This window comes from Sunxiuqinia indica, assembly GCF_009847015.1.
Lineage (GTDB): Bacteria > Bacteroidota > Bacteroidia > Bacteroidales > Prolixibacteraceae > Sunxiuqinia > Sunxiuqinia indica.
Genome location: NZ_WVEM01000004.1, coordinates 162992 through 177606, shown reverse-complemented (window position 1 = coordinate 177606; position 14615 = coordinate 162992). Strand labels below are relative to the sequence as shown.

Here is a 14615-nt window from a genome sequence, read left to right as displayed (position 1 = left end):
TCTTTAAATAATTGTTGGAAATAAGCTTTGCATCAAACCTATTTTATGTTCTTTTAATTGTTCTATTTTTTCTGTTTGTGCTAAAATCAAATTATCCAAAGCAGAAAGGGTAGATGCTATTTTTTGTTGTTCTCTAATATCAGTTGGGAATGATAACTTTAAAGAAGCAATATCGTCTTTAGTAAAACCTTTTATAGCCATTCCTTGACTAAATCCAAGAAGAATGTCTTTTTTACATTTTAAATAATAGCCAAGAAATTCTACATTATCTTTTTCAGGTATAAAATTAGTGAAGTCTTGGCTAGTAGATATTTCTTTTGTTGTTATTGCTATTTTGCCAACGCCAACTCTTGAAACAATTAGCAGACTATTTTCAGGAATAACTTTGGTTGCTGAGTTTTTAATTGCATCATTAGTAATGAACCTAGTAATCCCTATTTGATGAATTGAGTCTTCTGATATATCAGAACTAGAAATCCATGGAAAATCACCATCCCAAAAGGCTGGATTACTCTTACTCGGTGTTCCGCCTCCCATAAATTCTCCTCTGTTGCCTAAAACATCATTAACCCAATTCCCTTTATTCTCAAATTCAGGAAAACGATATTTTGGCACCTTCTCACCTTCTTGTAGGAAAAGGTTTTGCATTAAACCTTTTTTGTGGTCTTTGAGAATTTCCAACTTTTTGGTGTGTACTTGAATTAGTTCATCTAAGGAAGAAAGACATGAGGCTATTTTTTGTTGTTCTTTTAATGATTTAGGGATGTATAAATTAATATTTCGTAGTTCATCTAAACCAATTCTTTTTCTTGTTGAACCAGTCGATTTTTTCTCAATCGATTCCCTAATTGAGTTTGAATTTATTAATGAATATATAAAATACTTAGAATACAATTTTTCATCGACAACCAATCTTATACCATCGGAAGCCATTATACACCTTTTTAGACTATCTGGTATAATGCAGGCTCTTCCGACAGGGTCACCCATTTTTGATATTATTATATCACCAGCATAAATATTGCAACTCAACAACTCATCAGCCTTTTCTTTGGAAGCATAGATTTTATAATCATCGTTAAATTCTCCATCACCAATGTTTTGAAGCTGAATTATTCTAAATCCACTTTTTGTATAATCGCTTGCTTTTAAATTTGAACCAAATGGGCCTCCTGTAAAACTCCACTTAACTTTTTTGTCAGCAGTATCAATTAAACTCTTCTTTTCCCAGTCTTTATCCTTTACAAATGCAGGAAACCGCAACTCTGGTATTAATTTTTCTATCTTATTCATACGCTGCTAATCCTGATATTTCACGCCCTTGGGCTAGTTTCTTTAATTCTGGTACTAAGTCGTTCATTAAAGCCGTTTCTGCCTTGCTTCTTTGTTTCCAACCTAATTCCAATGGTTCCATAAGGTCGGTAAGCTTTTCGCCGTCAAAAATCATTCGGTTCATAATATCCTCTACAAAAGCTTTAATGTCTTCTATTTGTAAACCATGCTTGTTTGAGATTGCAGCCAGTTCTTTTTCGTACTTCTCTACTTTAAAAATTTCAAAGTTTTCCTTTAGCTCTTCAGTACTTTGTCCTTTGCTCCAATCTAACGAGTCAATAAAGTCGGTCATATCCTCCTCTTCGTCCATCAGATTAGAGTTTGATTTTAGTAAACTCTTAATCTGTTTTTTCGACATTTTTTGTTTACTCGGTGCTTTTCCCATGTTTTCAGCAGTAAGCTCCATAATGTAATCGTAATCGATGACTGCTGAGGCAAAAAGCACAAACTCAAAATCAAGTTGCTGAATTTCGGGTGGTGCTTCGTCTCCTTCTTTTTGCTGAATTTCTCTTAATTGTTTAGCCGTTTCTATATATGAGCTTCTAAATTCCAGTAAGCTTTCTTTTGGTAAAATAGCTTCTATCTTTTCTTTTTGCTCTTCTTCTAAATCGGTGTATTGGTCAAGCTGCGTTTTTAAACGTTGTACCTCCTTAAAGTTTTTCACAAATACAATACGGGCAGCATCGCCTTTTAGGTTATACACTTCCTGAGGTTCATTTACCAATTTGTTATCCTCCATGAAAATACCCAGCGTTTCAACGGCTTTTTTGTATTCTTCAATTACAACTGGTGCAGGGTCAACCAACCAAACTTTTACAGCGGCATCATCCTTTTTGCCAGAAAAAAGTGTAATAGCCTGATTTACGGCATCCTGTTGCGAACGAAAATCTAAAATATTACCGTAAGGTTTGGTGTCGTTTAATACACGATTGGTTCGAGAAAAAGCTTGTATTAATCCATGATATTTAAGCTTTTTGTCAACGTACAATGTGTTCAAATATTTTGAATCGAAACCTGTAAGCAACATATCCACCACAATTGTAATATCTATTTTATTTGCATGAGGATAGTCTTTGTTGCTATACTTCTGGTCTTTAATCCGCCTTTGTACATCTTGATAGTAGCTATCAAATTCATTGATATTATGCACCGTTTTAAATTGTTTATTATAATCAGATATAATATCAATTAATGCCTTTTTCTTTTCTTCGGGGTTTGTCTGATTATCATATTTCTCCTGCTCCAAATCATCTTGTAATTGCTTTACATCCGCTGCATTTTTTTGACTTTGCTGGTCTCCTTCTTTTGCAATCAATTGGGCAGGTGGAGAAAACACACAAGCAATATTAAATTTATAATAATCAGAATTTTCAGCTTTTTTCCGTTCTTGTATTTCTTTAAAAATCTGATAGTATTTTATTGCATCGTTAATAGAAGATGTTGCCAATATTGCATTGAAACGTCTTGAATTTGTTGCAGAATTATGTTTTTCAATGATTGCTTCAACTACCGCCTGTTGTGCTATTTGTTCTCCTGGCTTTGGATTTTGTTCTCCTTTGCCTTTAAAATAGTCAATGTGAAACTTTAGTACATTTCTATCCTCAATAGCGTTTGTTATGGTATAAGTAGGCAACTCATTTTGAAAGATTGACTGTGTTGTTTTATACGTTTCAGTTCTATCTTCCCTTATTTTAGCTGTTGAATTTTCAGGAAATATAGGCGTACCTGTAAATCCAAATAATTGAGCATTCGGAAAGAATTCTGTAATTGCCTTGTGATTTTCTCCAAATTGCGAACGATGGCACTCGTCAAAAATGAAAACAATTCTTTTTTCACTCAAAGGCTCTAAACGTTCTTTGTAGTTTCGTTTGTTTGTTCCATCCAATGCCAATCCAAGTTTTTGAATGGTGGTTACAATAACTTTATCAGCATAATCGGTAGAAAGTAAACGCCGCACGAGAGTTTCTGTATTGGTATTTTCTTCCACGCTTCCTTCCTGAAATTTATTGAATTCCTCACGAGTTTGTCGGTCAAGGTCTTTTCTATCAACTACGAACAAACATTTTTCAATATCAGGGTTATCTTTTAGCAGAGTAGATGCTTTAAAAGATGTCAATGTTTTACCACTTCCTGTTGTGTGCCAGATATATCCATTCCCACGGTTTTGGTGAATACTGTCAACGATAGCTTTTACCGCATAAATCTGGTAAGGTCGCATTACGAGCATTTTTTGTTCGCTTTCGACCAATACCATGTATTTACTTATCATTTCACCAAGCGTACACTTGGCTAGAAATCTCTGTGTAAAAGGTTCAAGATGGGTGATTTTGTTATTATCCTCGTCTGCCAGTTGGTATATCGGTAAGAATTGTTCATCGGCGTTAAATGCAAAATGTTGATTCTTGTTGTTTGCAAAATAATATGTATTTGTTTTATTACTCACGATGAATAATTGCATAAAACACAGTAAAGAATTGCCATATCCATTGCCAGGCTCGTTTTTATAATCAACGATTTGTTGCATGGCTTTTCGTGGTGAAATATCCAGTTTCTTTAGTTCAATTTGTACAACGGGCAAACCGTTAATCAGTAATACTACATCATATCGTTGATGGCTATTCTCGGTATTAATACGTAATTGTCGGATAACTTCATAGTCGTTTTTGCACCAATCCTTGATGTTTACCAAAGTATAATGTAAAGGTGTACCGTCTTCACGTTGGAAGTATTGTTGCTCACGCAATAACTTAGAAGTAACAAATACATCTGGATTGATGATATCTTCACGTAACCGTAAAAACTCATTGTCAGTCAAACGAACACGGTTAAGCGCTTCAAACTTTGCTTTGAAGTTCTCTTCAAGTGTTTTTCTATCAACAATGTCAGGTCGATAGGTGTATTTAAGCTCTTCCGTAAGCTGCTTGACCAGATTTTCTTCTATTTGAATTTCTTTTGTCATTAATCTTCTTTCAATAAATCTTTGGGATTCACATCCAATATTTTTGCTATCTCATAAAGTACCTCAAGTCGTGGTTGTTGTCGGTTCTGAACATATCCGTTAACTACATTATAACTTTTACCAAGTCTTTCAGCCAACCAAGTCTGCTTAATTCCTTTTTCTTCAAGTACTTCTTTTATTCTGTTCATGTCGTAAAAAAGTCAGACAGCTAAAATAGATTTTTTACATCAAAATTCATTATAAAAAGTATTTGAATTGTATATGGTCATTTTGTGCGTCAGTAAAACAAAATCTTCCTAAGATTATATTGTTGAGATATAAAAATGTGTTTGAATTGAATTAGGAATATCATTTATCCTAATCAGTACGTTAAAAACATTCCCCGGACAAAAAACGACAATCAGGGACACCTTAACCACGCCCCAACAATGCCTTCCAATTTAACCATAGGTTTGCGCAAGTATTAACCGCCGCGGCATGTCTGCCCGGTATAAAATTGCAAACAAATGGTAAAAAAACTAATCTCATTTTTCGTATTTGTCCTTTCGTGGGTCAGCCTTCTGGCCCAAGGGGATGGTAGCGCCGGTATCACGGAAGCCACCCAAATGGTCACTTCATACTTCGACCCGGCCACTAAGTTGATTTATGCCATTGGCGCCGTTGTCGGCCTAATTGGAGGCGTAAAAGTGTACCAAAAGTTTTCCAGCGGAGACCCGGACACCTCAAAAGTTGCAGCTTCGTGGTTTGGGGCGTGCATTTTCCTGATTGTGGCAGCCACCATTTTAAGGTCGTTTTTCCTCTAAACTATGGCAGAATTCACAATTAACAAAGGCATAAACAAGCCAGTCGAATTTAAGGGACTAAAAAGCCAGTACCTATTCATCTTTGCCGGTGGGCTGCTCGGTATCATCATCCTTTTTATGGTGATGTACATGAGTGGTGTGCCACAAACTGTATGTATCGGGTTCGCTGTAATTACAGCCCCGTTGCTTATTTGGCAAACTTTTTCCCTTAACAGGAAATATGGCACACACGGGCTGATGAAGCTGCAGTCTGTAAAACGTTACCCCCGCAGGTTGATAAACCGGAAAAGGGTACGAAAACTGCTAATCTGTGCCAGGCTAAAACAATCACCTTAAAATTACAGTCATCCCAATGAGAAGTATTTTAAAAAAAAGTACACTGGAACAAAAATTCCCGCTGCTGGCGGTAGAAAACGGGTGTATCCTTTCTAAAGACGCGGATATTACTGTTGTCTTCAGGGTTCGCCTGCCCGAACTCTTTACTGTCAGCGCTGCGGGATATGAAACAGTACACTCTTCGTGGTGCAAGGCCCTGAAAGTACTGCCCGATTATTCAATTGTCTTGAAACAGGACTGGTTCTGTAAGGAAAATTATGCCCCGGAAATACCGGAGTCAAAAGAAATATCCTTCCTTTCACGAAGTTTCCAGAGGCATTTTAACGAGCGACCTTTCCTGAACCACTACTGCTACCTGATGCTGACAAAAACGACCAAGGAGCGTTCGCGGCAGCAAAGCACATTTAACAGCCTTGCCCGAGGGTTTATCGTCCCCAAAGAGGTGAGTGACAAGGAAACTGCAAACCGGTTTCTGGATGCGGTAAGCCAGTTTGAACGCATCATAAACGATTGCGGAATAATGAAATTGGAACGGCTTTCCACGGCGGAGATTGCCGGGACGGAAAAAGAGAGCGGCATTATCGAAAAATACCTTGCCCTTACCCAGGACAACAATCAGGAATTAAAGGATATGCGTATCGACGCCAGCGAAATGCATATCGGGGACAATGCCCTTTGTTTGCATACCCTTTCGGATGTGGGCGATTTGCCGGGGAAAGTAGCCACAGACTGCCGGTATGAACGCCTTTCAACTGACAGGAGCAGTTGCCGCCTGTCTTTTGCATCACCCGTAGGGCTGCTTTTATCCTGTAACCACATCTACAACCAGTTTGTGTTTATTGACAACCATGAGGAAAACCTGAAACGGTTTGAGAAAATGGGGCGCAACATGCAATCGTTGGCCAGGTACGGGCGGGGCAACCTGGTCAACAAGGAATGGATTGATATGTACCTGAACGAAGCGCACGCCCAAGGGCTCGTTTCCGTACGCGCCCACTTTAACGTGATGGCGTGGTCTGACAACCCGCAGGAACTAAAAATGATAAAAAACAATGTGGGCTCACAAATCTCCCTGATGGGGTGCCAGCCGCGCCACAACACCGTAGATGTCCCGACCCTTTACTGGTCGGGCATCCCCGGCAATGCAGCCGATTTTCCGGCAGAGGAAAGCTTTTACACATTCATCGAACAAGCCTGTTGCTTTTTTACAGGGGAAACCAATTACCAAAGTTCCCCGTCACCGTTCGGGATTAAAATGGTCGACAGGAATACCGGGAAACCATTGCATGTGGATATTTCCGATTTGCCGATGAAAAAAGGAATTATCACCAACCGGAACAAGTTTATCCTCGGCCCGTCGGGAAGCGGTAAATCCTTTTTTACCAATCACATGGTTAGGCAATATTTTGAACAGGACACGCATATTTTACTCGTGGATACCGGGAACAGCTATAAAGGGTTGTGTGATTTAATCCGCTATAAAACGAAGGGCGAAGATGGGGTTTATTTTACCTATACCGAGGACAGCCCGGTTGCTTTTAATCCGTTCTATACCGATGACCGGGTGTTTGACATTGAAAAAAGGGAAAGTATCAAAACCCTTATCCTGACCCTTTGGAAAAAAGACAGCGAAGTCCCAACCCGGGCGGAGGAAGTGGCATTGTCCAACGCCGTTAACAGTTTCATACGGCTTATAAAGAAAGACACCGGTACCATTCCCTCATTTAATACCTTTTATGAATTTGTCAGGGAGGATTACCGGAAAGAACTGCATTCAAAAAATGTCCGCGAAAAGGATTTCGATGTGGATAATTTCCTGAACGTACTCGAACCCTATTATAAAGGGGGCGAATATGATTTTCTGCTAAACTCGGACAAGCAACTGGATTTGCTCAACAAACGTTTTATCGTGTTTGAGCTGGACAATATCCGCGACCACAAGGTACTGCTCCCTATCGTGACCATTATCATCATGGAAACTTTCATTAATAAAATGAGGAGGTTGAAAGGTATCCGCAAGATGATATTGATTGAAGAATGTTGGAAGGCACTGACTTCTGCCAACATGAGCGAGTACATTCGTTACCTGTTCAAAACCGTCCGAAAATACTTCGGCGAAGCTGTAGTGGTCACCCAGGAAGTGGATGACATTATCAGTTCTCCCATTGTAAAGGAAAGTATCATCAATAATTCGGATTGTAAAATACTGCTTGACCAACGCAAGTATATGAACAAGTTTGATGCAATACAGGAACTGCTTGGGCTTACCGAAAAAGAACGCGACCAGATTCTTTCCATTAATATGGACAATGACCCCAGCCGGAAATACAAGGAAGTATGGATTGGATTGGGCGGGGTTCAATCTGCCGTCTATGCCACAGAAGTTTCTGCGCAAGAATATTTTACATACACAACCGAAGAAACTGAAAAGCTCGAACTCACACGCCTGACTGAAAAGCTGGGCGGGAACATTGAAATGGCCATCAAACAACTGGCTGAAAGCAAACAAGAATCTTTTACACATTAACATTTAAAACATAAAAGTATGCGAACACGATTAATAATAGCAGGACTCCTAATACTGCTTGGCACATCCGGCCTGAAAGCGCAGTTTGTGGTTACCGACCCGATAAACCTTGCACAGGGTATTGTCAATTCGGTTAACGAGATTGTACAGACATCAAGCACGGTTTCCAACGTGATAAAAAACTTTCAAGAAGTGAAAAAAGTTTATCAGCAGGGGAAGGAGTATTACGACAAACTCAAAGCGGTACACGACCTTGTAAAAGACGCCTATAAAGTGCGGCAGACATTGCTTATGATTGGTGAGATTTCCGATATATACGTTAATTCTTTTGAGTTGATGTTACAGGATGAATATTATACGGCAGAAGAACTGGAAGTCATAGCCTTTGGTTATACAAAGCTACTGGAAGAAGGGGCTGCTACTCTCAAAGAGATGAAAGATGTAATCAGCAGTACGGGGCTTTCCATGACTGATAAAGAGCGTATGGACATTGTTGACCGGTGCTATAATTCAGTGAAACATTACCGTAACCTTACACGCTACTATACCAACAAGAATATTTCCATCTCCCTTATCCGGGCAGAGCAGGAAGGTGACAAAGCCCGGATATTGGCGCTTTACGGGAATGCAGAAGACCGGTACTGGTAAAATTTAAATCTATGGATACATTTGATAATTTACACCAGGCGCTACGTGTGCTTTATACCGAGATGATGCCCCTTTGTTCAGATATGACCGCAGTAGCCAAAGGTATTGCCGGGCTGGGGGCTTTGTTTTATGTGGCATACCGTGTATGGCAGTCGCTTGCACGGGCGGAACCGATAGATGTTTACCCGCTTCTCCGCCCTTTTGCCATTGGCCTGTGCATCCTGTTTTTTCCCACTATTGTACTTGGAACAATGAATGCTGTGTTAAGCCCAATCGTGAGGGGAACAAACGGCATACTGGAATCACAGGTGCTTGACCTGGAACAATTGAAAAAGGACAAGGACACGATTGAACGGGAGAAAATGCTGAGAAACCCGGACGAAGCTTACTTAGTGAGCGATGAAGCATTTGATAAGGCCATCGATGAACTGGGATGGGGACCAAAAGACCTTGTTACAATCGCCGGAATGTATGCCGAGCGAAGTTGGTACAACCTGAAAAAGTCTATTCAGGAGGCTTTTCTCAATCTGTTGGAACTTATATTCCAGGCTGCCGCTTTGGTAATAAACTGTCTGCGGACTTTCTTTTTAATTGTACTGTCCATCCTCGGGCCAATCGCATTTGCATTCAGTGTCTATGACGGTTTTCAGAATACCCTCGTTACCTGGCTTACGCGGTACATCAGCATTTACCTCTGGCTACCGGTGGCCGATATTTTTTCTTCCGTACTGGCTAAGCTTCAGGCTTTGATGATTCAAAAGGATATTGCAGAGATGGCTGCCGACCCGAACTATATCCCGCAGGGAACTGACGGGGTATATATAACCTTTATGCTCATTGGCATTGTCGGGTACTTTACCATCCCCAGTGTGGCCGGATGGATTGTACAGGCCGGTGGAATGGGGAATTATGGCCGCAATGTAAACAGCGCCGCCATGAAAGGGGCTTCTGTTGCATCAGGGACGGCTGGCGCCGCCTCCGGGAATATTACAGGAAAAATATTAAAACAATAAACGAATCATTTAAAACTATGGAGTTTAAACCTTTAAAGAATATAGAAAGCAGTTTTAAGCTGATACGGCTGTTCGCCATCATCTTTGTTTGTGCCAGTACAGTTGTTACCGTTTATGCGGTCTGGAGTTCGTACAGCTATGCTGAGGCCCAGCGTCAAAAAATTTATGTACTCGACCAGGGTAAATCCTTGATACTGGCCCTTTCGCAGGATTTGGCGCAAAACAGGCCCGTAGAGGCCAAAGACCATATCAGGCGTTTTCATGAACTGTTTTTTACACTTTCGCCTGATAAAGATGCCATTGAACACAACATCAACCGGGCCCTTTACCTTTCGGACAAAAGCGCTTTTACCATTTATAAAGATTTGGTAGAAAGCGGGTATTACAACCGGGTAATTTCAGGCAACGTCACCCAACGGATATGGATTGACAGCATTTCCTGCAACTTCAGCAATTATCCTTATGAAGCCACGGTTTATGCACGGCAGCACATTACCCGGGAAACGACCGTTACGGAACGCAGGCTGGTTACTTCCTGCCGGTTGCGCAATACTTCGCGCAGCGATAACAACCCGCACGGGTTTATCATTGAAAACTTCAACATAAAGGAAAATGAAGACAACTCAACGTGGGACAGATAAAGGTCTTGCAGAGAAAGAAATATCCGTGACTACTTTTCGGCGCAGGTTAAAGAATGTCTGTGAAAAGCTTACACAAAAGCAACGCAGGGCTACTGTTTGGGCCTTGCTTATTGTATTTACTGTTTTGGTTTTTATTTCCGTTTCGGACATTTTCAGAAATGGGGCAAAGCTTTCAGAACCAAAGCATATTGTTCCTTTAAAAATATTGGAGAACTCTAAGGATACGGTTTCACATAAAATCACAAATAATGAAAGAGAACAACAATAAAACGGGGCAGCACAAAGTGCTGACCCCGGAACAACACCAAAAGCGCAAAAAGATGGTCATCTTCCCGCTAATGTTCATCGCTTTCGCAGCGGCAATGTATTTTATTTTTGTGCCTTCATCACAGCAAAGGGACAAAAAGCAGGGGCTGAACACAGACCTGCCTATCCCCAGGAATGAAATCATTGGGGATAAAAAAGCTGCATACGAAATGGAACTTTTCGGGAAAAAGAAAAATCAGCAGACACTGTCTCTCGAAGATTACGGGATTAAACCCGACACGGCAAAAAGCCGGATTATCACCAGCAGTACCGGGGGATACGCTTCACAAAAAACACCGCAATCCTCCATCCGGTCATCAGCTGAAGCTTATAAAAAGGTAAATAGTGACTTAAACAGTTTTTATATCCAGCCAAAGACAAGCTCACGCGAAAAAGAACTGGGGAAACAGGTTGAAATCTTACAGGCCGAATTGGAAGAAAAAGAAAAGAAGGATAGTGTCAGCCGGGTGGACCAACAGCTCAAATTAATAGAGGAAAGTTACAAATTGGCTACAAAGTATATGCCTTCCACACAGGAAAAAATTCAGCAAACGGAACGGCAACAAAATAGCGTTCCGGCCAGGGAGTTACTTCCAACGGAAAATAAAAACGTTGTTCCGGTTTCCAAGTTGGGGACAAATGAAACAAGTTCCCTGCAACAACAGGTAAGCGATTCTACCTTCATCGGCAGGTATTCCCGACCTGTGAATACCGGTTTTTACACCGTAGGCCAAAACACTACGGAAACTTTCCCAAATACGATAAAAGCGTGTATCCATGATGAACAGGTAATTGTCTCCGGGCAAAATGTAAAAATACGTTTGCTGGAACCTGTGAAGGTAGGTGGGGTAATAATCCCCGAAAATGAAATGGTTACCGGGATTGCCGTTATCCAGGGTGAACGGTTGAATATTACAATCAACTCGCTGGAATACATGGGCAGGATAATCCCGGTGGAAATTTCGGTATATGATATGGACGGGCAGTCGGGAATTTTTATTCCGGGCTCTGTGGAAACCACCGCCCTGAAAGAGGTTGCCGCCTCAATGGGACAAGGGGCTGGGACAAGTATCAGTATTACACAGGGGACAACTGCAGGTCAGCAATTGGCCGCCGATGTAGGCCGGGGGTTTATTCAGGGGGCTTCGCAGTATGTTTCAAAAAAACTGCGGACACCTAAAGTCACCCTTAAAGCCGGGCACCGCCTGTTGTTAATGCTCTCCAATTAAAATCAAATTATTTAACTCAAAAATCCATCAACATGAAACAGTTATTTTTCTCATTTATATTTATTTCAGCTTTTTCGCTATCATCCTTTACCCAAAACAGTTTTACTAAAGTTATCGCAAAAGACCGGGTAATCCCGTCGTATTGTATAGAAGTTACTTTTGACAAAACCGTCCATTTGATTTTTCCTTCGGGTGTTTCGTACATTGACCTTGGCTCATCCAATATTATTGCCGGGAAAGCAGATGGCGCTGAAAATGTGGTCAGGATAAAAGCTGCCATTAAAGGTTTCAAAGAAGAAACCAACTTTTCGGTGATTACCGATGAAGGCAGTTTTTACTCCTTTATCGTGAATTATTCGGAAAACCCTGAAAAGCTGAATATTGAAATGAAAGATTTTCTTCATAATGAAAAGCTGGGCAATAAGTCGGAAAATGCTCAAGAGGTACATCTTTCTGAGTTGGGAAACGAGTCGCCACAAGCAGTTCGTTCAGTAATGGAGAAAATCTATAAAACAAACCGAAAGAGGGTAACCCATATTAATAGTAAGCAGTTTGGCATTGAGTTCCAACTCCGTGGAATTTTTAGTCACAACGGACTTTTATTGTTGCATACCGAAATCAGGAATACCACTGAAATTCCCTTTGATATTGATTTTCTGGCATTTAAAATTGTCGATAAAAAGGTTGCTAAACGGATGGCTATACAGGAAACTGTTATAAAACCGGTACGGGTTTACAATTACCTGACCTCAATAAACGGGAGGAAAACAGAAAGTACCGTTTTTGCATTTCAAAAATTTACCATCCCTGATAAAAAACAACTGGTCGTTGAGCTGTTCGAAAAAAAAGGTGGTAGACATCAGCGATTTGTGGTAAAAAACGGGGATTTGGTGAAAGCCCAACCAAGCAGAAAACTTTGACCGCATCCTTATCTTTTTTAAGGATTAACACGAAAGGCAACTGCCGGGTTGCCTTTCGTTAATTTATCGGGGCCGTTACATTTCCCCTTTATCAGCGAGCGAATAATACGATTCGCTGGTAAAAATAATGTGGTCCAAAACTGGAAGGTCAAGTACTTTACCAATTTCAACGATTTTGTTTGTAAGTTTTAAATCAGCATCACTTGCTTTCAAGTTGCCACTTGGGTGGTTGTGCATTAGTATTATCGAGCTTGAATTACATTTTAAGGCAGATTGAAATATCAACTTTGGGTCAACAACTACTCCTGATAAACCACCGGTGAACATGTTTGAAATTCCAATTACGCGGTTTGCCCTCGATAACAGCAATATTTTAAACGATTCGCGGTGGTCAATATCTGTAATCCATGAAGGATAAACCAAATCATATACATCTTTTGAACAGGTAATTTTTGGTAAATCCGTTAGTTTTGATTTACGCGAATAAGAAACTGTAATTTCGTTAAGTGAAAATAAATCTGTCATTGAAGCTACCCATGCCTTTGGGATTTATTTGGGCTTCCGGCACGCCATTAAATTTTGGCGTACCCCATTGAGCCGAACGGATTCTTGTCAAGGGTGCATGTCAGTTTGTTTTGAGGAACGAAGAACAAACTGAACGCATCCAAAGCACGGCTGGCAATATAAAACGAACAAAAACAGCCGCCCTTGACTTTTCCGGGCGGCGATGAATAACTTGGCCAAAAGTTTAATGGATGGTATTAGTAAGGTGGGCTTTTAGAATTATTTCTAATGAATTGCCTCTTGCTAACTTTTAAAAAAGGGCACATGGGACAGGTAAGCTGAAAAATGATAAAATAATTACATATCTCAGTAACTTCAACTCTAATAAATAGGATGTTACTTATTTAAATAACAGGGACAAGTTCCTTATAGTCCGTACAGGAAATGCAATCAATCCGGAAAACAAGGATAAGACCGCCTTTATTAAAAAATAAAGCACCCATCCCAGCACTGGCAGAAAAAGAAATATTTGTGGCGTTATCCGTGTTAGGGCTTTCCATCCGGCCACAATGCCAAGCCCCATATAAATTAAGAAAAAATGGCTTTCCCAGAAGCTGTCAGGAGTTTTATAAGTATCATTGACCAACAGGTCCAAAATAAATCCTATGGGCAATCCTATTAAAAGAGTCAAAAGTATCTCAGTTACAACTGCCCTTTTTTGCTTTTGCCGGGAAACTGTAAAACAATCCTGGCAAATTGGTTTTGAAAACTTATTGGTACATTCAACACACAATCCCTTGCCACAAATCTGGCATTGTGATACAGCACTTTCGGAAGGATGGTTAATGCAATTCATTGTCAATTGAAAACTATTAGAGTTTTAAAGTTACATAAAATCTTTCTATACCAAAGAAATTAATGAATCCTGAGATGGTTATTATAATACGGTTTGACAGTTATAGTTTGAGTTTCTTCTTCTGTGTTTCTGCGTTCATAAAACTCAATACAGCATCATAATCTTCAACTATTAAGTTCGATACTTCTCCGGGGTTCTCCACCAAAAAAGGGAAAAACTGCAAAGTTTTTCCCTTTTTTGTTTTTGTTGGCGATGATCTATCCTTGGATCACCCAAAGGTTGTCCCAAAACAAAAAAGACCCCTTGTGAAAACAAGAGGTCTGTCATGGGTTGAGGTCTCTGGCGGATTCGAACCGCCGTACGCGGTTTTGCAGACCGCTGCCTAGCCGCTCGGCCAAGAGACCATTGTGTTATTGGACTGCAAATGTAATAAAATTTTCTACTTTTCAACAAGAAAAATCAACAAGGAATTTAACCAATTATCTTTTCTCATTCATGTCGGTTGGTTTTTTAATTATTTCTATTTTAGCGGAAGCTAAAC

13 protein-coding genes and 1 tRNA gene are annotated in these 14615 nt (G+C 40.2%); 9 read left to right on the top strand and 5 right to left on the bottom strand.

All coding sequences use genetic code 11. The annotated features are described in order from the left end of the window. Positions 1-3: 3 nt before the first annotated feature. Genes GR929_RS07690 through GR929_RS07680 form a run of 3 tightly spaced genes read right to left on the bottom strand, consistent with a single transcriptional unit; the run spans position 4 to position 4479 of the window. Entirely contained in the window at positions 4-1293 is a 1290-nt protein-coding gene (locus GR929_RS07690; protein ID WP_159518473.1) for a restriction endonuclease subunit S, read from the bottom strand. Next, positions 1286-4291 carry a type I restriction endonuclease subunit R gene (locus tag GR929_RS07685; RefSeq protein WP_159518471.1) on the bottom strand — a complete coding sequence of 1002 codons (3006 nt, stop codon included), beginning with the start codon at positions 4289-4291 and terminating at the stop codon, positions 1286-1288. Before GR929_RS07685 ends, GR929_RS07690 begins: the two co-directional genes overlap by 8 nt. Next, positions 4291-4479, bottom strand: coding sequence for a helix-turn-helix domain-containing protein (locus GR929_RS07680; RefSeq protein ID WP_159518469.1), 189 nt, complete (start codon positions 4477-4479; stop codon positions 4291-4293). Before GR929_RS07680 ends, GR929_RS07685 begins: the two co-directional genes overlap by 1 nt. Before the next feature lie 318 nt (positions 4480-4797). Here GR929_RS07680 and GR929_RS07675 point away from each other — a divergent pair, with 318 nt between their 5' ends. Genes GR929_RS07675 through traN form a run of 9 tightly spaced genes read left to right on the top strand, consistent with a single transcriptional unit; the run spans position 4798 to position 12714 of the window. Continuing rightward, positions 4798-5094 carry a DUF4134 domain-containing protein gene (locus GR929_RS07675; protein ID WP_159518467.1) on the top strand — a complete coding sequence of 99 codons (297 nt, stop codon included), beginning with the start codon at positions 4798-4800 and terminating at the stop codon, positions 5092-5094. A gap of 3 nt (positions 5095-5097) precedes the next feature. After that, complete coding sequence (locus GR929_RS07670) at positions 5098-5430, top strand: DUF4133 domain-containing protein (protein WP_159518465.1); 333 nt, start codon at positions 5098-5100, stop codon at positions 5428-5430. Between the two features lie 16 nt (positions 5431-5446). Then, a complete protein-coding gene (locus GR929_RS07665; RefSeq protein ID WP_159518463.1) occupies positions 5447-7957 on the top strand; it encodes a TraG family conjugative transposon ATPase in 2511 nt (836 codons plus the stop codon). An 18-nt stretch (positions 7958-7975) separates the two neighbouring features. Beyond that, positions 7976-8605, top strand: coding sequence for a DUF4141 domain-containing protein (locus tag GR929_RS07660; RefSeq protein WP_159518461.1), 630 nt, complete (start codon positions 7976-7978; stop codon positions 8603-8605). Positions 8606-8616: 11 nt separating this feature from the next. Next, positions 8617-9618, top strand: a complete 1002-nt coding sequence (traJ, locus tag GR929_RS07655; RefSeq protein ID WP_159518459.1) for a conjugative transposon protein TraJ — start codon at positions 8617-8619, stop codon at positions 9616-9618. 17 nt (positions 9619-9635) lie between these two features. Further along, positions 9636-10259, top strand: coding sequence for a conjugative transposon protein TraK (gene traK / locus GR929_RS07650; protein WP_159518457.1), 624 nt, complete (start codon positions 9636-9638; stop codon positions 10257-10259). Continuing rightward, positions 10231-10527: a TraL conjugative transposon family protein gene (locus GR929_RS07645; RefSeq protein ID WP_159518455.1), complete on the top strand. Its 297-nt coding sequence runs from the start codon at positions 10231-10233 to the stop codon at positions 10525-10527. Before traK ends, GR929_RS07645 begins: the two co-directional genes overlap by 29 nt. Continuing rightward, complete coding sequence (gene traM / locus GR929_RS07640) at positions 10508-11794, top strand: conjugative transposon protein TraM (protein WP_159518453.1); 1287 nt, start codon at positions 10508-10510, stop codon at positions 11792-11794. The genes GR929_RS07645 and traM overlap by 20 nt, the downstream gene beginning before the upstream one ends. A gap of 32 nt (positions 11795-11826) precedes the next feature. Beyond that, positions 11827-12714, top strand: a complete 888-nt coding sequence (traN, locus tag GR929_RS07635) for a conjugative transposon protein TraN (protein WP_159518452.1) — start codon at positions 11827-11829, stop codon at positions 12712-12714. A gap of 75 nt (positions 12715-12789) precedes the next feature. Here traN and GR929_RS07630 read toward each other — a convergent pair whose 3' ends face one another. Continuing rightward, the gene (locus tag GR929_RS07630) at positions 12790-13239 is read right to left on the bottom strand and encodes a JAB domain-containing protein (protein ID WP_159518451.1); all 450 of its coding nucleotides are present in this window, start codon (positions 13237-13239) and stop codon (positions 12790-12792) included. A 1168-nt stretch (positions 13240-14407) separates the two neighbouring features. Beyond that, positions 14408-14478: transfer RNA gene (locus GR929_RS07625), tRNA-Cys, on the bottom strand. Positions 14479-14615: the final 137 nt, after the last annotated feature.